At 73.2% G+C, this 20,675-nt stretch carries 15 protein-coding genes; 4 read left to right on the forward strand and 11 right to left on the reverse strand.

Features of this window, described 5'->3' with window-relative positions:
- Positions 1–19: 19 nt before the first annotated feature.
- The 9 genes from murG to rsmH form a co-directional block, all read right to left on the reverse strand.
- The gene (murG, locus tag ACZ4Z5_RS11910; RefSeq protein ID WP_468260303.1) at positions 20–1,114 is read right to left on the reverse strand and encodes an undecaprenyldiphospho-muramoylpentapeptide beta-N-acetylglucosaminyltransferase; all 1,095 of its coding nucleotides are present in this window, start codon (positions 1,112–1,114) and stop codon (positions 20–22) included.
- 6 nt (positions 1,115–1,120) lie between these two features.
- Positions 1,121–2,524: a putative lipid II flippase FtsW gene (ftsW, locus tag ACZ4Z5_RS11915; RefSeq protein ID WP_468260521.1), complete on the reverse strand. Its 1,404-nt coding sequence runs from the start codon at positions 2,522–2,524 to the stop codon at positions 1,121–1,123.
- 379 nt (positions 2,525–2,903) lie between these two features.
- Positions 2,904–4,322, reverse strand: coding sequence for a UDP-N-acetylmuramoyl-L-alanine--D-glutamate ligase (gene murD, locus ACZ4Z5_RS11920; RefSeq protein WP_468260306.1), 1,419 nt, complete (start codon positions 4,320–4,322; stop codon positions 2,904–2,906).
- Positions 4,319–5,389, reverse strand: coding sequence for a phospho-N-acetylmuramoyl-pentapeptide-transferase (gene mraY, locus ACZ4Z5_RS11925; protein ID WP_468260309.1), 1,071 nt, complete (start codon positions 5,387–5,389; stop codon positions 4,319–4,321). Before mraY ends, murD begins: the two co-directional genes overlap by 4 nt.
- Entirely contained in the window at positions 5,386–6,816 is a 1,431-nt protein-coding gene (locus tag ACZ4Z5_RS11930; RefSeq protein WP_468260312.1) for a UDP-N-acetylmuramoyl-tripeptide--D-alanyl-D-alanine ligase, read from the reverse strand. The genes mraY and ACZ4Z5_RS11930 overlap by 4 nt, the downstream gene beginning before the upstream one ends.
- 3 nt (positions 6,817–6,819) lie before the next feature.
- Positions 6,820–8,538, reverse strand: a complete 1,719-nt coding sequence (locus ACZ4Z5_RS11935) for a UDP-N-acetylmuramoyl-L-alanyl-D-glutamate--2,6-diaminopimelate ligase (protein ID WP_468260315.1) — start codon at positions 8,536–8,538, stop codon at positions 6,820–6,822.
- Positions 8,535–10,484, reverse strand: coding sequence for a peptidoglycan D,D-transpeptidase FtsI family protein (locus ACZ4Z5_RS11940; RefSeq protein WP_468260318.1), 1,950 nt, complete (start codon positions 10,482–10,484; stop codon positions 8,535–8,537). Before ACZ4Z5_RS11940 ends, ACZ4Z5_RS11935 begins: the two co-directional genes overlap by 4 nt.
- A complete protein-coding gene (gene ftsL, locus ACZ4Z5_RS11945; protein WP_468260320.1) occupies positions 10,481–11,113 on the reverse strand; it encodes a cell division protein FtsL in 633 nt (210 codons plus the stop codon). Before ftsL ends, ACZ4Z5_RS11940 begins: the two co-directional genes overlap by 4 nt.
- Positions 11,114–11,216: 103 nt before the next feature.
- Positions 11,217–12,176: a 16S rRNA (cytosine(1402)-N(4))-methyltransferase RsmH gene (gene rsmH, locus ACZ4Z5_RS11950; protein ID WP_468260323.1), complete on the reverse strand. Its 960-nt coding sequence runs from the start codon at positions 12,174–12,176 to the stop codon at positions 11,217–11,219.
- Positions 12,177–12,528: 352 nt separating this feature from the next.
- On the opposite strand from rsmH, the gene ACZ4Z5_RS11955 reads away from it, so the two are divergent.
- From ACZ4Z5_RS11955 to ACZ4Z5_RS11970, 4 genes are all read left to right on the forward strand, one after another.
- Entirely contained in the window at positions 12,529–13,107 is a 579-nt protein-coding gene (locus ACZ4Z5_RS11955) for a beta-class carbonic anhydrase (protein WP_468260325.1), read from the forward strand.
- 228 nt (positions 13,108–13,335) lie between these two features.
- A complete protein-coding gene (locus ACZ4Z5_RS11960) occupies positions 13,336–14,412 on the forward strand; it encodes an AAA family ATPase (protein ID WP_468260328.1) in 1,077 nt (358 codons plus the stop codon).
- Positions 14,412–15,791 carry a DUF58 domain-containing protein gene (locus ACZ4Z5_RS11965; RefSeq protein WP_468260331.1) on the forward strand — a complete coding sequence of 460 codons (1,380 nt, stop codon included), beginning with the start codon at positions 14,412–14,414 and terminating at the stop codon, positions 15,789–15,791. Before ACZ4Z5_RS11960 ends, ACZ4Z5_RS11965 begins: the two co-directional genes overlap by 1 nt.
- Positions 15,788–18,205, forward strand: a complete 2,418-nt coding sequence (locus ACZ4Z5_RS11970; RefSeq protein ID WP_468260333.1) for a transglutaminase TgpA family protein — start codon at positions 15,788–15,790, stop codon at positions 18,203–18,205. The genes ACZ4Z5_RS11965 and ACZ4Z5_RS11970 overlap by 4 nt, the downstream gene beginning before the upstream one ends.
- 681 nt (positions 18,206–18,886) lie before the next feature.
- Here ACZ4Z5_RS11970 and ACZ4Z5_RS11975 read toward each other — a convergent pair.
- A complete protein-coding gene (locus tag ACZ4Z5_RS11975; RefSeq protein ID WP_468260336.1) occupies positions 18,887–19,276 on the reverse strand; it encodes a DUF3040 domain-containing protein in 390 nt (129 codons plus the stop codon).
- 277 nt (positions 19,277–19,553) lie between these two features.
- Complete coding sequence (locus ACZ4Z5_RS11980; protein ID WP_468260524.1) at positions 19,554–20,348, reverse strand: methyltransferase; 795 nt, start codon at positions 20,346–20,348, stop codon at positions 19,554–19,556.
- Positions 20,349–20,675 lie beyond the last annotated feature (327 nt).

A 20,675-nucleotide genomic window follows, 5' to 3' on the forward strand; every position in this document is an offset into this window, starting at 1 on the left:
GGCCCGGGGAGCGGGCCGGTCAGCCGGCCCGGTACGCGCCGATCGCCTCGTGGACCATGCCGACGAGCAGGTCGTCGGCATCCCGGCGGCCGAACTCGGCGGCGGCGCGGGACATCTCGTACAGCCGGTGCGGGTCGGCCAGCACCGGGAGCACATTGCCCTGCACCCACTCGGGGGTGAGCTCGGCGTCGTCGACCAGCAGACCGCCGCCCGCCTTCACCACCGGCTGGGCGTTGAGCCGCTGTTCGCCGTTGCCGATCGGCAGCGGGACGTACGCGGCGGGAAGCCCGACGGCGGAGAGCTCGGCGACGGTCATCGCGCCCGCGCGGCAGAGCATCATGTCGGCCGCGGCGTACGCGAGATCCATCCGGTCCACGTACGGTACCGGGACATAGGGCGGCATTCCGGGCATGTTGTCGGCGTGCGGCAGTTCGTTCTTCGGACCGACCGCGTGCAGGACCTGGATACCGGCGCGCTGCAGCATGGGCGCAACCGTCTGCACCACCTCGTTGAGCCGGCGTGCGCCCTGCGAGCCGCCGGACACCAGCAGGGTCGGCAGGTGCGGGTCGAGCCCGAAGGCGGCACGCGCCTCGGGGCGGACCTGGGCCCGGTCGAGGGTGGCGATGCTGCGGCGCAGCGGAATGCCGATGTAGCGGGCGTTGCGCAGCTTGCTGTCGGGGGTGGAGACCGCGACGCCGGCCGCGTAGCGCGAGCCGATCTTGTTGGCGAGGCCGGGACGGGCATTGGCCTCGTGGACCACGATGGGCACGCCGAGCCGCTTGGCCGCGAGATAGCCGGGCAGTGCGACGTAGCCGCCGAAGCCGACCACGCAGTCGGCCTTGGTGCGCTCCAGGATCTGCTCGGCGGCCTTGATCGTGCCGCGCAGCCGGCCCGGGACGGTGATCAGCTCGGGGGTGGGCTTGCGGGGCAGCGGCACGGCCGGGATCAGCGCCAGCTCGTAGCCCCGCTCGGGGACGAGCCTGGTCTCGAGTCCGCGCTCCGTGCCGAGTGCCGTGATGCCCACGGTCGGGTCCTGCCTGCGCAGGGCGTCCGCGAGGGCGAGCGCGGGCTCGATGTGGCCGGCTGTTCCACCACCGGCGAGTACGACATGCACCGAAATTCACCGCTCTCCGGACGGACGCCTCTTGACGCGCCGCCTCATCGATTTCCAACTCACCCGAGGTTGCCGCATGGCCAGAGCCGCCCGTGCAGCGGGGTCCTGTCGCGCGAAGGCGATCAGCAGCCCGACGGCGAACATGGTCGGCAGCAGGGCGGACCCTCCGTAGGAGAACAGCGGGAGGGGCACTCCGGCGATCGGCAGCAGACCGAGCACCGCACCGATGTTGACCACGGCCTGGGCCGTGATCCAGGTGGTCACCCCACCCGCGGCGAACCTGACGAAGGAGTCCTCCGTGCGTCCGGCCACGCGGATACCCGCATAGCCTAGAGCCGCGAAGAGGGCCAGCACCGACAGCGTCCCTGCCAGCCCCAGTTCCTCCCCGGTGATGGCGAAGATGAAGTCGGTGTGCGCTTCGGGGAGTTGGCCCCATTTTTCCACACTCGCGCCGAGGCCCGAACCGAAGAATCCGCCGGAGGCGAGCGCGAAGATCCCGTGCACCGCCTGCCAGCACTCCCCCTTGGGCCCGAGGTCGGTGGCACCGATGCAGGCGAGGCGCCCCATCCGGTTGGCATTGCTGCTGATCAGCAGGGTGCCGATGAGCCCGGCGACCCCGAGCACACCGGCGAACAGCCGGGTCGGGGCGCCCGCCAGCCACAGCAGGCCGAAGAGGACGGCCGAGAGGATCATGGCGGTGCCCATGTCACCGCCGAGCATGATGAGGCCGAGCAGTATGAAGGCGACGGGCACGAGCGGCACCAGCAGGTGTTTCCACTGGGTCAGCAACCGCTTGTCGTGCTTGCGGGCGAGCAGGTCGGCGCCCCAGAGCACCAGGGCGAGCTTGCCGAACTCGCTGGGCTGGAGCTGGAACGGGCCGCCGAGGTGGATCCAGTTCTGGTTGCCGTTGACCTCACGCCCTATCCCGGGCACCTGGACGAGCACCATCAGGATCACCGCGCCCACGAGCAGCGGGTAGGCCAGCGCGCGGTGCAGCTTCACGGGCATGCGGGAGGCGGCCAGCAGCAGCAGGCCGCCGAGGAGCGCGGCGAGGAACTGCTTGCGGAAGAAGTACGAGGCGGGCAGCTCCAGGGCCAGCGCCCTGATCATCGACGCCGAGTACACCATCACCAGACCCAGCACGGTGATCAGCAGACTGCTGCCGAGGATCAGGTAGTACGCGGTGAGGGGCCGGTCCCAGGCCCGGCGCAGCTGTTCGTAGCCGCCCCGGATGCCGCCGCCGCGCGGCGGGCGGGACGCCGGGGACCGGCGGCCGGCCGCGCCGCCCCGGGGGCGCGAACCGGCCGGCCGCCGGTCCGCGCCGGCCGTGGTCCTGCCCCGGAACACGACGCCGTGCGCCGGTGGCACAGGGACGGGCGTCCCGGGGGCCGCCGCGGGCGCCGGGACCAACCCGCCGAGGAGCCCCGCAGCACCGAAGTACGCCCCTTCCAGGGCCCGTTCGGCACAGTCCACCGCCCCGCGCCACCAGCGCGGCGCCATCCGCCTCCCAAGGACGGGCCGCATCCGGCTCCCGGCGGCGGAGCGGCCTGCGGGCCGGTCGCCGGGGGCGGCCCCGGGCGGACCGGCGGTGGGATCGTTCGAGGACGGGGCCGCGGACCGAAGCGTGGGTCGGGATGCCACGGGGGCCCCCAGGGGACGGGGGGCGGCGGGTCCGTGGGGCGAGGGCGGGTCGGTGGGAGAGACCCCTGGCACGGTGGGATCGTCGGCCGGCATGCGCTGTCCCCTCGAGTCGTGCCCGGCGCGGCCGGTCCGCTGCGGGACCGGCCTGCTAGGCGCTCTCGGCGGCGAGCGCGCGGACCGCCTCCGCGAACGCCTCGCCGCGCTTGTTGTAGTTGGTGAACATGTCCATCGAGGCGCAGGCCGGGGCCATCAGCACGGTGTCCCCCGGGTGGGCGAGCCGTGCCGCTTCCCGTACCGCCTCGGACATCGCCCCAGTGTCAGTCCGGTCGAGGTCCACCACCGGGACCTCGGGGGCGTGTCGCGCCAGGGCTTCGCGGATCAGCGCGCGGTCCGCGCCGAGGAGGACGACGCCGCGCAGCCGCTTCGCGGCCCGCCGGACGAGTTCGTCGAAGGTGGCGCCCTTGGCGAGGCCCCCGGCGATCCAGACGATCGGTTGGTACGCCGCGAGGGACGCCTCGGCCGCGTGGGTGTTGGTGGCCTTGGAGTCGTCGACGTAGGCGACGCCGTCCACCTCGGCGACGAACTCGATGCGGTGCGCGTCGGGACGGAAGTTGCGCAGGCCGTCGCGGACCGCGGCGGGCTCGACGCCGAAGGCGCGGGCGAGCGCGGCGGCGGCGAGCGCGTTGGCGATGTTGTGCGGGGCCGGCGGGTCGACGTCCGAGACCTGGGCGAGCTCCTGGGCGTTCTTGTGCCGGTCGGGCACGAACGCCCGGTCGACGAGGATGCCGTCGACGACTCCGAGCTGGGAGAGGCCGGGGGTGCCGAGGGTGAAGCCGATCGCCCGGCAGCCCTCCTCGACGTCGGCCTCGCGGACCAGGTCCTCGGTGGCGGGGTCGGCCGCGTTGTAGACGCAGGCGACGGTGTTGCCCTCGTAGATCCGGCCCTTGTCGGCCGCGTACGCCTCCATGGAGCCGTGCCAGTCGAGGTGGTCGGGCGCGAGGTTCAGCACCACGGCGGAGTGGGCGCGCAGCGAGGGCGCCCAGTGCAGCTGGTAGCTGGACAGTTCGACGGCGAGGACGTCGTACTTCTCGTCGCCGAGGACGGCGTCGAGGAGCGAGACGCCGATGTTGCCGACGGCGGCGGTCCGCAGCCCGGCCGCCTCCAAGATGGAGGCGAGCATCCGCACGGTCGTGGTCTTGCCGTTGGTGCCGGTGACCGCGAGCCAGGGGGCGGCGTCGGGACCGCGGAGCCGCCAGGCCAGTTCGACGTCGCCCCAGACCTCGACGCCGGCCTCGGCGGCGGCGGCGAAGAGCGGCTTGCCGGGCTGCCAGCCCGGGGCGGTGACGACGAGCTCGGTGCCCTCGGGGAGGGTCGCGCCGTCGCCGAGGCGGACGGTGATGCCGTCCGCTTCGAGTTCCGCGGCCTGGGCACGGGCGCGCTCGTCGTCGCCGTCGTTGACGACGGTGACCACCGCACCGAGGCCGTGCAGGACGCGGGCGGCGGGAATGCCGCTCACGCCCAGCCCGGCGACGGTGACGTGCTTGCCCTGCCAGTCCAGCGTGCTCACTTGTCGGCCGCCCAGCCCGCGTAGAAGAGACCCAGTCCCACGATGACGCACATGCCCTGGATGATCCAGAACCGGACCACGACGAGGACTTCGGACCAGCCCTTGAGCTCGAAGTGGTGCTGGAGCGGCGCCATCCGGAAGACGCGCTTGCCGGTGAGGCGGAAGGATCCGACCTGGATGACCACGGACAGCGTGATCAGGACGAAGAGGCCGCCGAGGAGGGCGAGCAGCAGCTCCGTGCGGGAGCAGATCGCCAGACCGGCGAGCGCGCCGCCGAGGGCCAGCGAGCCGGTGTCGCCCATGAAGATCTTCGCCGGCGAGGTGTTCCACCACAGGAAGCCGAAGCAGGCGCCCATGAGCGCGGAGGCGACGACCGCGAGGTCGAGCGGGTCGCGGACCTCGAAGCAGGCGCTGGGGTTGGTCAGCGTGAGGGCGTTGGCGCAGGACTCCTGGAACTGCCAGACGCCGATGAAGGTGTACGCGCCGAAGACCATCACCGAGGCGCCGGTGGCCAGGCCGTCCAGACCGTCGGTGAGGTTCACGCCGTTGGACATGGCGAGGATCATGAACAGCGCCCAGACCACGAAGATCACGGGGCCGACGGACCAGCCGAAGTCGGTGACGAACGACAGCTTGGTGGAGGCGGGCGTGTTGCCGCGGGCGTCGGCGAACTGGAGCGCCAGCACGGCGAAGGCGATGCCGACGATCAGCTGGCCCGCCATCTTCGCCTTGGCCCGCAGACCCAGCGACCGCCGCTTGATGATCTTGATGTAGTCGTCGAGGAAGCCGACGAGACCCATACCGGCGGTGAGGAACAGCACCAGCACGCCCGAGAAGGTCGGGGGCGCGCCGGTGATCACCTTGGTCAGGGCGTAGGCGATGAGCGTCGCCAGGATGAAGGCGATACCACCCATGGTGGGCGTACCGCGCTTGCTGGCGTGCTCGCGCGGACCGTCGTCACGGATGTACTGGCCGTAGCCCTTGCGGGCCAGGAGTTTGATCAGCAACGGGGTGCCGATCAGAGTCAGGAAGAGTCCGATGACTCCCGAGAACAGGATCTGCCTCATCGGCCGGCACCCTCGCCCTCGGACGTGCCGTCGAGCAGGGCCAGCGCGACCCGCTCGAGACCCACCGACCTGGATGCCTTCACCAGCACGACGTCTCCCGGGCGCAGTTCACTGCGCAACAGGTCGACCGCCGCCTGCGCGTCGGACACGAGCACCGACTCCTCACCCCACGAACCCTCGTTATATGCGCCCATTTGCAGCCAGGCTGCTTCCCTGCCCCCGACAGCAACGAGCTTGCTGACGTTGAGCCGGACGGCGAGCCGTCCGACCGCGTCGTGCTCGGCGAGCGAATCGTCGCCGAGCTCGGCCATCCGGCCGAGCACCGCCCACGTGCGTCCCCCCTGCGCCCGTGACGCCTCGCCCATGGCGGTGAGCGCGCGGAGTGCGGCCCTCATGGACTCGGGATTGGCGTTGTAGGCGTCATTGACGACCGTCACGCCGTCCGGACGCTCGGTGACCTCCATCCGCCAACGTGAAAGGGTGCCCGCCTCGGAGAGCGCGGTGGCGATCTCGTCCACGGACATTCCCAGCTCATGGGCGACGGCGGCCGCGGCGAGCGCGTTCGACACGTGGTGCTCACCGTACAGGCGCATGGTCACATCGCTGCACCCGGAGGGTGTGTGAAGCGTGAAGGACGGCTGTCCGGATGCCGTGAGCTTCACGTTCTCGGCGCGTACGTCCGCATCGCCGGCCTCGCCGTAGAGCACCACGCGGGCCTCGGTGCGGGCGGCCATGGCCCGGACGAGCGGGTCGTCGGCGTTGAGGACGGCCACACCGCCGCGTTCCGCCGGGGGCAGGGCCTCCACCAGCTCGCCCTTGGCCTGCGCGATCTGCTCGCGGCCGCCGAACTCGCCGATGTGGGCGGTGCCGACGTTCAGGACCAGGCCGATCCGGGGCGGGGTCAGTTCCGTGAGGTAGCGGATGTGGCCGATGCCACGGGCGCCCATCTCGAGGACCAGGTGCCGGGTGTCCCCGGTGGCGCGCAGCGCGGTGAGCGGCAGTCCGATCTCGTTGTTGAGGGATCCGGGCGTCCAGACCGTCGGTGCGTTGCGCTGGAGCAGCTGGGCGACGAGGTCCTTGGTGCTGGTCTTGCCGGCCGAGCCGGTGAGGGCGACGACGGTGGTGCCGAGGCGTTCCACGACGGCACGGGCGAGGGCGCCGAGTGCCCGCTCGACGTCGTCGACGACGACGGCGGGGACACCGACCGGCCGGGCGGCCAGGACGGCCGCGGCGCCCGCCTCGACGGCGCGCTGCGCGTAGTCGTGGCCGTCGACGTGCTCGCCGACGAACGCGGCGAAGAGGCTTCCGGCCTCGACCTGGCGGGAGTCGATCACGACGGGGCCGGTGATCCGGACGTCCGGATCCGGTATGTCGTGCGTCTGCCCGCCGACGATTGCGGCGATCTCGGCGAGGGAGAGGGCGATCACAACTTATCCCTGACTGTTCTCGTTTCGATGGGCCCGTTCCGCCGGGCTCCCGGAGCCGCCGGAGCGGGCTTCGACTGCCTGGCGGAGGACCTCGCGGTCGTCGAAGGGGCGGACCGCTCCGGCGACGTCCTGGCCCTGCTCGTGTCCCTTGCCGGCGACCAGCACGGTGTCGCCCGGCTCGGCGCGGGCGACGGCGGCGGCGATCGCGGAGGCCCGGTCGGCGTCGACCAGGACGTGCCCGCGCTGCTCCGCGGGCACCGAGGCGGCGCCTTCGAGCATGGCGGAGAGGATCGCGAGGGGGTCCTCGGAACGCGGGTTGTCCGAGGTGAGCACGGCGGTGTCGGCGAGCCGGGCCGCGGCGGCGCCCATCGGGCCGCGCTTGGTCCGGTCGCGGTCGCCGCCGCAGCCGAGGACGATGTGCAGCCGGCCGGGGGTGACCTTGCGCAGGGCGCGCAGCACCGATTCGACGGCGTCCGTCTTGTGCGCGTAGTCCACGACGGCGAGGTACGGCTGGCCCGCGTCGACCCGTTCGAGCCTGCCGGGGACACCGGGCACGGCGGCGACGCCGTCCGCGGCGCGCTGCGGGTCGATGCCGGCGGAGGCGAGGGTGACGATCGCGGCGAGGGTGTTGGCCACGTTGAACGGGCCGGCGAGCGGCGAGCGCGCGGTGATGCGCTGGTCCTTGGGGCCGATCACGGTGAACGTGCTGTCGAACAGCCCGGATTCGACGTCCTCGGCACGCCAGTCGGCCTCCGGGCGGCCGCTCGCGGAGAAGGTGACGACCGGGACGGTCGCCTCCTCGGCGAGCCTGCGGCCGTACTCGTCGTCGATGTTGACGACGCCGAGCCGGCTGCGGCGCGGGGTGAACAGCTGCGCCTTGGCCGCGTAGTAGTCCTCCATGCCGGAGTGGAACTCCATGTGCTCCGGGCTGAGGTTGTTGAAGACGGCGACGTCGAAGACGCAGCCGTCGACCCGGCCGAGGACCAGGGCGTGGCTGGAGACCTCCATGGCGACCGCCTCGACCCCGCGCTCGCGCATGACGGCGAACAGGGCCTGGAGGTCGGTGGCTTCCGGGGTGGTGCGCTCGGACTTGATGCGTTCGTCGCCGATCCGCATCTCGACGGTGCCGATGAGTCCGGTCGGGCCGTCGACGGCCCGCAGGCCGCCCTCGACGAGGTACGCCGTGGTGGTCTTGCCCGAGGTGCCGGTGATGCCGATCTGGAGCAGATCGCGGCCCGGCTGCCCGTAGATCTCGGCGGCCAGTTCGCCCATGCGGCCGCGCGGGTCCTCGACGGCCAGCACCGGAAGGCCGGTGGCGGCGGCCCGCTCCGCGCCCGCCGGGTCGGTGAGGACGGCTACGGCGCCGAGGCCCGCGGCCTGCGCGGCGTAGTCGGCTCCGTGCTGCCGGGCTCCCGGGAGGGCGGCGTACAGGTCGCCCGGGCGCACCGCGCGGGAGTCGTGGGTGATGCCCGTGACTCCCTGCCCGGACGGGGCCGGCTGCGGGGGCTCGATGCCCAGCCGGTGCGCCAGGTCCGCGAGCGGGGTGGGGCGGACCTGGCCGGGGCGGGGCGCTCCGGCGGCTTTCGCCGGGGCGTCCGGTCGGCTGCTTGGGGACTGATCAGCGTGTGGCACGGCGGTGAGCGTACCCGCCGCACCCGGCTCGGAGCCAAAAGAGGGAGCGGCGGCCCGGTGGTTCCCGGGTTCCGGGGTGATGGTCGTCACCGGCGGTCCGTGCGGGCGCCGGGTTCGAAGGTGACGGGCAGCCGTGGGGGCTTGCTGCCGGTCGGGGGGACCTGGAGGGTCTTCAGGGCGAACTCCATGACCTTCTTGTAGACGGGTCCGCAGATCTGGCCGCCGAAGTAGCTTCCCTTGGTGGGGTTCTGGATGGCGCAGTAGACGGTGATGCGCGGTTTGTCCGCGGGGGCGAAGCCGGCGAAGGACGCGGTGTAGCCGCGGTAGCGGCCGGTGCGGGGGTCGACGCGGTTGGCGGTACCGGTCTTGCCGGCGACGCGGTAGCCGGAAATGGCGGCCTTGGTGCCGGTGCCCTCCTCGTCCCCGACGACGGATTCGAGCATGGCGGCGACGGTCCTGGCGGTCTTCTCGCTGACCACGCGGGTGCGCTCGGGCTCGGGGGCCGGGGTGAACCGGCCGTCGGGGCCCCGGTGCCCCCGGACCAGTGTCGGTTCGATGCGGACGCCGCCGTTGGCGATGGTGGAGTAGACGGAGGCGGCCTGCATGGCGTTGAGCGAGAGGCCCTGGCCGAAGCGGATGGTGAACTGCTGCGAGGTGGACCACTTCTGTGGCGGGGCGAGGATGCCGGCGGTCTCGCCGGGGTAGCCGAGACCGGTCGGCTGGCCGATGCCGAACTTGCGCAGATAGGAGTGGAGCACCTGGTTGGCGGCGGCGTCGGTCCTGCCGAGCTGTTCGACGGCGAGGATGGTGCCGATGTTGCTGGACTTGGCGAGGACGCCGTTGAGCGTCAGGTACCAGGTGGGGTGGTCGATGTCGTCCTTGAACAGCCGGTCGCCGCGGTGCAGCCGGTTGGGCACGGTGACGCGGGTGCCGGGGACGGCGGCGTTCTCCTCCAGCACGGCGGCCATGGACATGACCTTGCTGGTGGAGCCGGGCTCGTAGGCGTCCTGGAGGGCGGCATTGCCCATCGCGGTGGCCTTGGCCCGGGTCAGGTCGTTCGGGTCGAAGCCGGGCGCGTTGGCCATGGCGAGGACCTCACCGGTGGCCGTGTCCTGGACGATCACATAGCCGCGGTCGGCGCGTGACTTCCGCACCTGGTCGCTGATGGCCTTCTGGGCGGCCCACTGGATGTCCCGGTCGATGGTCAGCTCGATGTCGGAGCCGGGGACCGCGGGGGTCTCCCGGGCGCCCGCGGTGGGGACGCGACGGCCGCCGGACTGGGCGTAGGTGACCTTCCCGTCCTGGCCGGCGAGCTGCTCGTCCAGCAGGGACTCCAGGCCGCCCGCGCCCTCGCCGTCGGCGTTGACCCAGCCCAGTATCCCGGCGGCGAGATCACCGTTGGGGTAGACGCGCTTGCTGCTGGTCTCCTGGAAGACGCCGGCCATGACGTCGGCGCCGGGGCCGCCCGCGGCCTTGTCGGCTCGTGCCTTGTCGGCGAAGACGTTCTTCAGGTCCTTGATCTGCTTCCAGACCTGCGGGGTCTGGCGGCGGGCCAGGACGACGTAGCGGGTCTTGGGGGTCCTGAGCTTCCCCGCGATGTCCCGGGCCTCGGCGTCAAGGATCGGGGCGAGCAGGGCGGCGGCCTGTTCCGGGGCGTCGGGGGCCTTGCTCTGCTCCGGGGTGAACATCGTCGGGTCGGCGGTGATGTCGTACGCGTCGACGCTGGTGGCCAGCGCGATGCCGGAGCGGTCGGTGATCTCGCCGCGTACGGCGGGCAGGGCGACGCTGGAGTAGCGGTTCCGCTCCGCCTTGGCCGCATAGGCACTGGCGTCGACGGCCTGCACCTGGAGCAGCCGGGCCACGAAGACCAGCATGACGAGGGTGAGGCCGACGCTGACCAGCCTCAGCCGCGGACGAGGGCTGCCGAGTCTCAGTGGACGCGGTCCTCTGGCGGTCGGCCCGGTCCGGCGAGGGGCCGGGCGGGCGGGGCGCGAGGGCCCCGGGACCCGTCGCCGCGGCGGTTCCTTGGGGCTCACTGCGTCACCTGCCGTGGGGTCGGGGTGGGCTTCGTGGCGGTGCCCGGCGGGGTGCCGGCGTGCCCGGCGGGGGTTCCGGCCGGGGCGGGGGTTCCGGCGGGGGCGGGGGTTCCGGCGGGGGATCCAGCGGGGCGTCCCGCGGGGGTTCCGGCCGGGGACGGGGCCCGGCCGGCGGCCGCGGTCGGCGCCGGGGGCACGGTCGGGCCGGCGCCAGGGGTGCCGGTCGCGGGCGGCGGTGACGCGGTCTTCTTCGGGGGCGGCGCGGGGGCGCGCCGCGGGACCCCCCGGACGGTGCCGTCGGAGCCGAGGAAGACGGGGCTGCCGCCGGGGACCATGCCCAGTTCGCGTGCCCGGCGTTCCAGCGCGTCGGGGGCGGAGTAGTCGTCGATGTCCCGCTGGAGCTGCTGCTCCTCGTCGGTGAGCTCGGTGGTGCGCTTCCTCAGCTCGCTCAGCCGGAACGAGCCCTCGTTGAGGGAGGAGTTGAGCATCAGCAGGGTGATGAGTCCGCCGCCGAGGAGCGCCACGACCAGCAGCACGAAGGGAGTGCGGGCTGCCGTGTTCGGCCCGGACGGCATCAGCCGCGCCAGCCGCGCGGCCCGCCCCTTCGCCTGCTCGGCCGGTCTGCTCACTGCGCCTCCTGGTTCGCTCCTGCTTCCCGGGCCGCCCCTGCCTCCGCGGCCGGCTCCCCGGCCGGTGCCGTGGCGGCGGCCGCCGCCACGGGCCGCGGCGCCGTCACTCGGCGACGTCCGCCCTGATCCGCTCCGCTCCGCGCAGCCGCGCGGGCGCGGCCCTGCGGTTCTCGGCGACCTCCTGCTCGGTGGGAAGTTCGGCGCCGCGGGTGAGGAGCTTGAGCCGGGGCTGGTAGCGCTCGGGCACGACCGGCAGGCCGGGGGGCGCGGTGGTGGCGGCGCCCGCCGCGAAGACCTGCTTCACCAGGCGGTCCTCCAGCGAGTGGTACGAGAGCACGGCGATCCGGCCGCCGACGTCAAGGGCCTTCACGGCGGCCGGGACGGCCCGCTCCAGGACGGACAGTTCGCCATTGACCTCGATGCGCAGGGCCTGGAACGTGCGCTTGGCGGGGTTGCCGCCGGTGCGCTTGGCGGCCTGCGGCAGGGCTTCCCGGATCAGTTCGACGAGCCGGGCGCTGTTGCTGAAGGGTTCCTTCTGGCGTTCGCGGACGATCGCGTCGACGATCTTCTTGGCGAACTTCTCCTCGCCGTACTGGCGCAGGATCCGCACCAGCTCCCCCGGCGCGTACGTGTTGAGGACCTCGGCGGCGCTGATGCCGGTCGTCTGGTCCATGCGCATGTCGAGCGGGGCGTCCTGGGCATACGCGAAGCCGCGCTCGGCCTCGTCGAGCTGCATGGAGGAGACGCCGAGGTCGAACAGCACGCCCTGGACATGGGGCATGCCGAGGCGGTCCAGCACGACGGGGAGCTCGTCGTAGACGGCGTGGACGAGGGTGGCGCGTTCCCCGAACGGCGCGAGCCGCTCCGCGGAGAGCCGCAGGGCCTCCTTGTCCCGGTCGAGGGCGACGAGCCGGCTCTCCGGGAACCGGGTGAGGAGCGCCTCGCTGTGTCCGCCGAGGCCGAGGGTGCAGTCGACGACGACCGCGCCGGGCTCTTCCAGGGCCGGGGCCAACAGGTCCAGGCACCGCTGGAGCATCACCGGGACGTGTCGGGTCTGGCTCAATGCGCCCTCTCAGGTCACTTCCCCCGGTGCCGGCATCGTCAGCCGACCGGCGAGCGGATGGAGACCGAGCCGAGCGTGCGCCGCGCACGCGGGACGAACGTCGAATTGTGCGTGTGGGAGGGGATGCGTCACGCCTCCCGCTTCGCGTCACTTTAGTCGACTGCTCACGGCGGTCAATCAACCGGCCAGCGCGTCGCGTGACAGGTGGGCGCCAGGGCGGAGGGGTCCGGAATTGACCCGTTCGGGCGCGCGCCCGCCACGCCTGTGGGTTACCTCACAACAAGCCGCGTTGACGTTCTTTGTCCCACCTCACAGCGCGACGGACCAGCAGGTGACCATTACCGTCGATGCCATGTCGACGTCCGCGCACCTCCCCGCCGAGTCCTCCGAGTCCCCGAGGCCGACCGCCGCCACGGATCCGGCCACCGCCACGGGGTCGGTCACCGACCGCCTCGTCGAAGCCAACGACCGCTACGCCTCGGGGTTCCACGACCCGGGCATGGATGCGAGCCCCGTCCTCCGGGTCGCCGTGGTGGCCTGCATGGACGCCCGGCTCGACCTGCACGCGGCACTCGGCCTCCAGCTGGGCGACTGCCACACCATCCGCAATGCCGGCGGCGTGGTGACCGACGACGTGATCCGGTCGCTCACCATCAGCCAGCGGGCGCTCGGCACCCGCAGCGTGATGCTGGTCCACCACACGAACTGCGGTCTGGAGAGCCTGACCGAGGATTTCCGGCACGATCTGGAGGACGAGGTGGGCCAGCGGCCGCCGTGGGCCGTCGAGGCGTTCCGCGACGTCGACCAGGACGTGCGCCAGTCCATGCAGCGGGTGCGCACCTCGCCGTTCCTGCTGCACACCGACGATGTGCGGGGCTTCGTCTTCGACGTGACCACGGGCCTGCTGCGGGAGATCGACCCGGCCGGCTGAGCCGGTCGGATCCTACGAATCACCACCCTGGAAGCACAGGGAAAACAGGGCGAACCCTGACAAAAGCCGTCCGGTTGTCCACAGCCGAGTGACACGACCCTGTAACGGCAACAAGAATGCGGGGGTGGCACCCGCCCCGAACGAACGGGGCGCGGTGTGCGTACTTCTGGGGTGGGCCGGTCCGTCATCACACGCGTCGGCCTGTTGGAAAGGGCCGAGGAGGGCCGGGTGACGACCTATGACGATCGAGCGAGCCATGGGGGTACCCCCGCTCGAGCGGAGCCGAGAGTGGGGAATGATCTGACGACCACGGCGGACCGGGTGCGCCGGTCCGTGGAGAGCGTGATCGAGGGCAAACCCGAGGTCGTTCGGCTCGCACTGACCGTTCTGCTCGCCGAGGGGCACCTCCTCATCGAGGACGTGCCGGGCGTGGGCAAGACCATGCTGGCCAAGACGCTGGCCCGGTCCGTCGACTGCTCGGTGCGCCGCATCCAGTTCACCCCCGACCTGCTGCCGTCCGACATCACCGGTGTGTCGGTCTACGACCAGCAGCAGCGCGACTTCGAGTTCAAGCCGGGCGCGATCTTCGCGCAGATCGTGATCGGCGACGAGATCAACCGCGCGTCGCCCAAGACCCAGTCGGCGCTGCTGGAGTCCATGGAGGAGCGCCAGGTCACGATCGACGGCCACAGCTACGAACTGCCCGACCCGTTCATGGTCGTCGCCACGCAGAACCCGGTCGAGATGGAGGGCACCTATCCGCTGCCCGAGGCGCAGCGCGACCGGTTCATGGCCCGGGTGTCGATCGGGTACCCCAGCGCCGAGGCCGAGCTCCGGATGCTCGACGTGCACGGCGCGGTCTCCCCGCTCGAGGACCTGCAGCCGGTGGCGCACGCCCACGAGATCGTGAAGCTGATCGAGGCGGTGCGCACCGTGCACGTCGCCGAGTCGGTGCGGCGCTACGCCGTGGACCTGGTCGCCTCGACCCGCAGCCACCCCGATCTCAGGCTCGGCGCGTCTCCGCGCGCCACCCTGCATCTGCTGCGCGCCGCGAAGGCGTCGGCCGCGCTGAACGGCCGGGAGTACGTCCTGCCGGACGACGTGCAGGGGCTGGCGGTGGCGGTACTGGCGCACCGGCTGCTGCCGACGGCCCAGGCGCAGCTGAACCGCCTCACCGCGGAGCAGGTCGTGCTGGAGATCATCCAGCGCACGCCGGTGCCCACGTCGGGCACGCGGAACGGCTCCGCCCCGGCCGGCTCCCCGATGTACGGGCGTCCGCAACGTCCCGGCGTACGGCGGCTCTGATGGCGACGGCCTCCGGCCCGCAAGGCCCGGCCGAGGAGGACCGGGGCGGGCTGCGGTCGGCGCTCGGCGGTCTGACCACTCGCGGACGTTCCTTCCTGGCCGCCGGCGCGGCGGCCGCGATCTGCGCCTACGTGCTGGGCCAGGGCGAACTGCTGCGCGTGGGGATCCTGCTGATGGTGCTGCCACCGGTCTGCGTCCTGGTGCTGTACCGCACCCGCTACCAGGTGGCGGGGGGCCGTCGGCTGACGCCCGCCCGGGTTCCCGCCGGCAGTGAGGCCCGGGTGCATCTGCGGGTGGAGAACGTGTCCCGGCTGCCCACCGGCCTGTTGATGCTCCAGGACCGGGTGCCGTACGTGCTCGGACCGCGTCCCCGGTTCGTACTGGACCGGGTGGAGGCGGGAGGCCGGCGCGAGGTGTCCTACCGGGTGCGGTCCGACCTGCGCGGCCGCTACCCGCTGGGCCCGCTCCAGCTGCGGCTCGCCGACCCCTTCGGCATGTGCGAACTGACCCGTTCGTTCCGTACGCACGACATGCTGACCGTCGTACCCCGCACCGAGCCGCTGCCCCCGGTCCGGCTGTCCGGCGAGGCCACCGGATACGGCGACGGACTGCAGCGCTCGCTCGCGCTGGCCGGCGAGGACGACGTGATCCCCCGCGGCTACCGGTACGGCGACGACCTGCGGCGCGTGCACTGGCGGTCCACCGCGCGGTACGGCGAGCTGATGGTGCGCCGCGAGGAGCAGCCGCAGCGGGCCCGCTGCACCGTGCTCCTGGACACCCGGGGGACCGCCTACGCGGGCGCGGGCCCGGACAGCGCCTTCGAATGGGCCGTCTCCGGAGCGGCCTCGACGCTCGTCCACATGCTGGAGCGGGGCTACACGGTGCGGCTGCTGACCGACACCGGGACCACGGTCCCCGGCGAGGGCGCGGACGGCTTCGCGGGTTCCGCGCAGAATTCGGCGGACTCGGCGGGTCTGATGATGGACACCCTCGCGGTGATCGACCACTCCGACGGTGCCGGGCTGTCCCGGGCGTACGACGTGCTGCGCGGTGGGCAGGACGGCCTGCTCGTCGCGTTCGTCGGCGACCTCGACGAGGAACAGGCCGCGATGGCGGCCCGGATGCGGCAGCGGACCGGCGGGGCGGTGGCGTTCGTCCTGGACAGCGCCCAGTGGGCGGCCGGGTCCACGGCCGGTGGCGGCGGGCCCGCGGCGCCTTCCGCGAACGCCGAGGAGCGGCTGCGGCGGCTCCGGGAGGCCGGGTGGACGGCGATCGCGGTGCCGCCCGGCGGGTCGCTGCCCGAGCTGTGGCGGCAGGCCGGACGGGAGGGCACGGCGGTCACCGGCGCCGGGACGGCACACCCGGGGGATCGGTCATGAGCGGCCGCGGAAGGCTGTCGGTCTTCGCCTACGCCGCCACCATGGCGGCGGCCTGCGCGCTGCTGCCGCTGGTCGATCCGTCGTTCTGGCTGGTGCAGGCCGCGCTGCTGCTCGCGGTGCAGAGCGGGGTGGGCGCGCTGGCCCGCCGGGTGCCGCTCGCCCGCACGCTGACCGCGGCGGCGCAGGTGCTCGTCTCACTGCTGCTGGTCACCCTGAGTTTCGCGGGCGACCAGGCGTTCGCCGGGATCCTGCCGGGTCCGCAGGCCTTCGAGGAGTTCGGCGGGCTGCTCGCCCAGGGGGCCGACGACGTCGCCCGCTACGCTCCGCCGGCACCTGCCACGGACGGGATCCGGCTGATGCTGGTCCTCGGTGTCCTGCTGATCGGTCTCGCGGTGGACACCCTCGCGGTCACGCTCCGGAGCGCGGCCCCGGCGGGTCTGCCGCTGCTGGCGCTGTACTCGGTCGCCGCGGGGCTGTCCCGCGGCGGCGGCCGGACCTGGCTCTACTTCCTCCTCGCCGCCTGCGGCTATCTGCTGCTCCTGCTGGCCGAGAGCCGGGACCGGTTCTCGCAGTGGGGCCGGGTCTTCGGCGGGCCGCCGACGGGCGGCGGGCGCGGCCCGGCGGGCCTCGACACGGGCAGGCCGGTGGCACCGGCCCGTACCGGGCGGCGCATCGGCGCCGTGGTGCTGGGTGTGGCCGTGGCGGTCCCGGCGGTGCTTCCCGCCCTGGACGGCGGACTGCTCGGCGGTGGCGGCAACGGCACCGGCCCGGGACGCGGTGGCGGCACGATCTCCGCGGTCAGCCCGCTGGTGTCGCTCCAGGAGAGCCTGAACCAGCCCGAGGACCGGGAGGTCCTGCGCTACCGCACCAATGCCGAGCAGACCCAGAACCTCTATCTGCGGATCGTGGCGCTGGACCAGTTCGACGGCAGCGCATGGCGGTCGTCCGAGCGGCGGATCCAGGAGGTGCCGGAAAAACTGCCCAGGCCGGAAGGCCTCGACACGGCCGTCCGTACCACCGAGATCAGGACGAACGTGTCGGCGTCCGGCACGTACGTCCAGAACTGGCTGCCGCTCCCCTATCCCGCGACCCAGGTGGAGATCGCCGGGCGCTGGCGCTACGAGCCGGCCGGACGGACCCTCGTCGGCGACCGCGGGCAGACGACCCGCGGGGTGCAGTACGGGGTGAGCAGCCTGCTCGTGCAGCCGACCGCCGCGCAGCTGGCCGCGTCGCCCGCTCCCCCGGAGAACCTGCGGCGCGAGTACACCGAGGTGCCCGAGACCCTGCCCGCGGTGGTGCGGACGACGGCCCTGAAGGTGACGGACGGCGCGGCGAACGACTACCAGCGTGCGGTGAAGCTGCAGAACTGGTTCGCCGTGGAAGGCGGCTTCCGCTACGACACGGAGGTGCAGTCGGGCACCGGCGTGGCAGCCATCGAGCGTTTCCTGCGGCAGCGCGAGGGCTTCTGCGTCCACTTCTCGTTCTCGATGGCGGCGATGGCCCGGACCCTCGGCATCCCGGCCCGGGTCGCGGTCGGCTTCACACCCGGCACCCGCCGGTCCGACGGGACGATGTCGGTGGGGCTGCGCGACGCCCACGCCTGGCCCGAGCTGTACTTCGAGGGAGTGGGCTGGACCCGTTTCGAGCCCACCCCGGCACGGGGCAACACGCCCGAGTACACCCGGCCCGAGACTCCCGCCGACCGTCCCAGCGCGCCTGCCCGGCCGCAGCCCACGGCGTCGCAGCAGGCCTCGGCGGCTCCTTCGGCGTCGGCGAGCTGCTCGCCTCGGGAGCAGCGCCTCGGCGACTGCGGGGCGCCCGGCGCGCAGTTCGGCACCACGCGTCCGGACGAGGGCGTTCCGGTCGGTGCGATCGCAGGCGTGGTGCTGGGCATGGCGGCCGCGGCACTCCTCCTGCTGCTGCCGTTCCTGTGGCGGGTCCGGACCCGGCGCAGACGGCTCGGTTCACCGGGCCGCACCGCGGAGGACGTGGCCGCGCGGACGTCGGCCGTGTGGGAGGAGATCACGGACACGGCGTGGGACCACGGCATCCCGCCCGACGACTCCCGGACGCCGCGGAAGGCGGCGGAGCGCATCGTCCGGCTGGGCGGCCTGGAGGGCGACCCGGCCGAGGCGGTCCACCGGGTGGCGGGCGCCCTCGAACAGGTGCTGTACGCGCCGGAGCCGCGTGCGGTCGCCGGCCTGGCGGAGGACGCGGCCAGGATCCGGGCGGGCCTGCACGCCGGCGCGAGCCGGGCTGGCCGCCTGCGCGCGCTCTTCCTGCCACGTTCGTCCGTCCGGGCGGCCTGGGCGATCTCCGCACGCTGCGCCGACCTCACGGCCCGCGCCCGTGACCTACGACTGCGCGCCCTGACCCACCTCCCCGGCCGCCGCCGGAGCGGGACGACCGCGTGAGCCGTATGCCCGCCGGGAGAACCTCCCCGGCGGGCATGCGGGTTCGTGGCGCGGGAGCGGGTCGGGCTGACGGTCGCGATCGGCAGGGGTGCGGGTCTGGGCACGTCTGAGGGCCGCGATCGGGACGGGTGCGGGCGCGGGCCGAGGGCCGCGACCGACACGGCAACAGGCACCCGCCGAAGGCCCCGACCGACACGCGAGCGGGCACCCGCCGAAGGCCCCGACCGACACGGCAACAGGCACGGGCGCGGACCGGCAGTCGCCATCCGCACCGGGCACGGGAGCGGGGCGGGCACCGGCCGATGGCGACGGACACGGGTCACCGAGCCCCGAAGGGGTACCGCCCATGGACCCGCTGCCGCGGGCACGGCCGTCGGCCGCAGTGAGCCGGCCTCCGCGCAGCCACGGGCCCACGGTTCGCAGCGGCGGGCAGCGGGCGTGAGCGGGCCGGAGGAGAGTCGGCGCAAACAGCCATCGGCACCTGCGCGTCATGCCGGTGAGGGCACGTGCACCCGACGGGAGGCGGGCCTGCCGCGCCACGGGTCGGCCAGGGTCCTGGAATGAGCCGACGGGCGTGCGGCTGCGCAGCCGACCGGGCGACGACGGGGCCGGCGAACCCACAAGCCGGAGAACGTACAAGGGGTGACCGCCCGGTGGGCGGTCACCCCTTGTCGGAAGAGCTCAGTGTCCTTGTTCGTCGCGGCGACGCTGCCACCGCTGCTCGATCCGGTCCATCATCGACCGGCGCTGCCTACGTTGCTGGTGCGCGCCGGGGCCGCCGTGGCCCTGTCGCTCACCCGGCCGGGGCGCCTTGCGCCATCCGGTGACCGCGAGCACCGCGCAACCGAGCATGACGAGGAATCCCACCACGCTGATCCAGATCCCCTGCGCGATACCAAACATGAGGAGCGCGATACCCACCAGGAAGCCTGCGACCGCCTGGTACACCCGGCGACGGGTGTACGTGCGCAGCCCACTTCCCTCAAGCGCTGTCGCGAACTTGGGATCTTCGGCGTACAGCGCTCGCTCCATCTGCTCGAGCATTCGCTGCTCGTGCTCCGAGAGCGGCACGGAGTCCTCCTACTCGTCGGTCGCGGGGGGCGACCGTTTGCGGCGCTTCCAGGATAGGCAGGGAATCGCCCCCGTGAAACCCGCCCTCTGCTCCAAACTCGCCGTTCCGGGCCGCCATGGCGGTTCCGCCACGTCGAGGCGTTGATTCCCCGGGGGCCGATCCGTCATGCCGGACGGTGTCCCCCCGATCATACGGGGCGAAGCGTCCGCACGGGATGTCGACGACGTACTCCGTCTGCCACAGCACCGCTGATCAGGCCCGCTGTACAGACAGGGGTCAGGCGTGCTTCTCGCCGAGGATGTGCAACTGGGTCGCCACCGAGTGGAAGGCGGGCAGCTCGGCAGCCGCGGCCTCCAGCCGGAGGAGCGCCTCGACGGCGCCCGGCTCGGTGTCCACGAGGACGCCCGGGACCAGGTCGGCGAAGACGCGGACACCATGGACCGCGCCGATGCGCAACCCGGCGGCCTCGACCAGCTCGGTCAGCTGCTCGGCGGTGAAGCGGCGCGGCACCGGGTCCCCTTCGCCCCAGCGGCCCGCCGGGTCGGTGAGCGCGTGCCGGGCCTCGTTGAAGTGGCCGGCCAGGGCCCGGGCGAACACCGCGCCGCCCAGTCCGGCTGCCAGCAGGCTGAGCGAACCGGCCGGGCGCAGGGCGTCCACGGCGTTCCGCACGCCCTCGGCCGGGTCCTCGACGTACTCGAGCACGCCGTGGAACAGGACGGTGTCGTAGCCGCCCCGCTCCACGACGTCGAAGAGGCCGTGGGCATCGCCCTGGACCCCGCGCACCCGGTCGGCGACACCGGCCTCGGCGGCCCGCCGCTCCAGCGCGAAAAGCGCGTTGGGGCTGGGGTCGACCACGGTGACGCGATGGCCGAGACGGGCGAGGGGGACGGCGAACCTGCCGGAGCCACCGCCGGTGTCGAGGAGGTCCAGCGCCTCCCTGCCGGTCGCCTTGACGCGGCGGTCGAGGGCGTCCTGCAGGACGTCCCAGACCACGGCGGTGCGCAGGGCGGCACGGCTCGGGGTACCGGCACCCCTGCCGCCACCCTCGTGGCGAAGCCCTCCGGGAAGCATCGGTTCCGACACGGCAGTTGACTCCTCGGCGCGGTGCGCCCCGGGTGCGGGGCGGAAACAGTGCAGGCTGCGTCCACCCTATTGCCTTCTCCGGGAAGCGGTGGACCGGTGCCGCGCCACCCCGTGCACGGTGCCGCGCCATCCCGCGTCCGGTGCCGGTGCCGGCCCGCGTCCGTGCCGCGTCAGCTCCCGTCCGGTGCCGCGCCACCCCGTGCCCGGTGCCGGTGTCAGCCCGCGTCCGGTGCCGGTGCCGGCCCGCGTCCGTGCCGCGTCAGCTCCCGTCCGGTGCCGCGCCACCCCGTGCCCGGTGCCGGTGTCAGCCCGCGT

The organism is Streptomyces sp. NPDC030222 (genome assembly GCF_055573115.1).

What these genes read in the sequence shown, in the direction of transcription:
- mraY (WP_468260309.1), bottom strand. Translation starts at nt 5,389, where the DNA reads ATGAGGCAGATCCTGTTCTCGGGAGTCATCGGACTCTTCCTGACTCTG.
- ACZ4Z5_RS11955 (WP_468260325.1), top strand. Translation starts at nt 12,529, where the DNA reads ATGTCGACGTCCGCGCACCTCCCCGCCGAGTCCTCCGAGTCCCCGAGG.
- ACZ4Z5_RS11965 (WP_468260331.1), top strand. Translation starts at nt 14,412, where the DNA reads ATGGCGACGGCCTCCGGCCCGCAAGGCCCGGCCGAGGAGGACCGGGGC.
- ACZ4Z5_RS11970 (WP_468260333.1), top strand. Translation starts at nt 15,788, where the DNA reads ATGAGCGGCCGCGGAAGGCTGTCGGTCTTCGCCTACGCCGCCACCATG.
- ACZ4Z5_RS11980 (WP_468260524.1), bottom strand. Translation starts at nt 20,348, where the DNA reads ATGCTTCCCGGAGGGCTTCGCCACGAGGGTGGCGGCAGGGGTGCCGGT.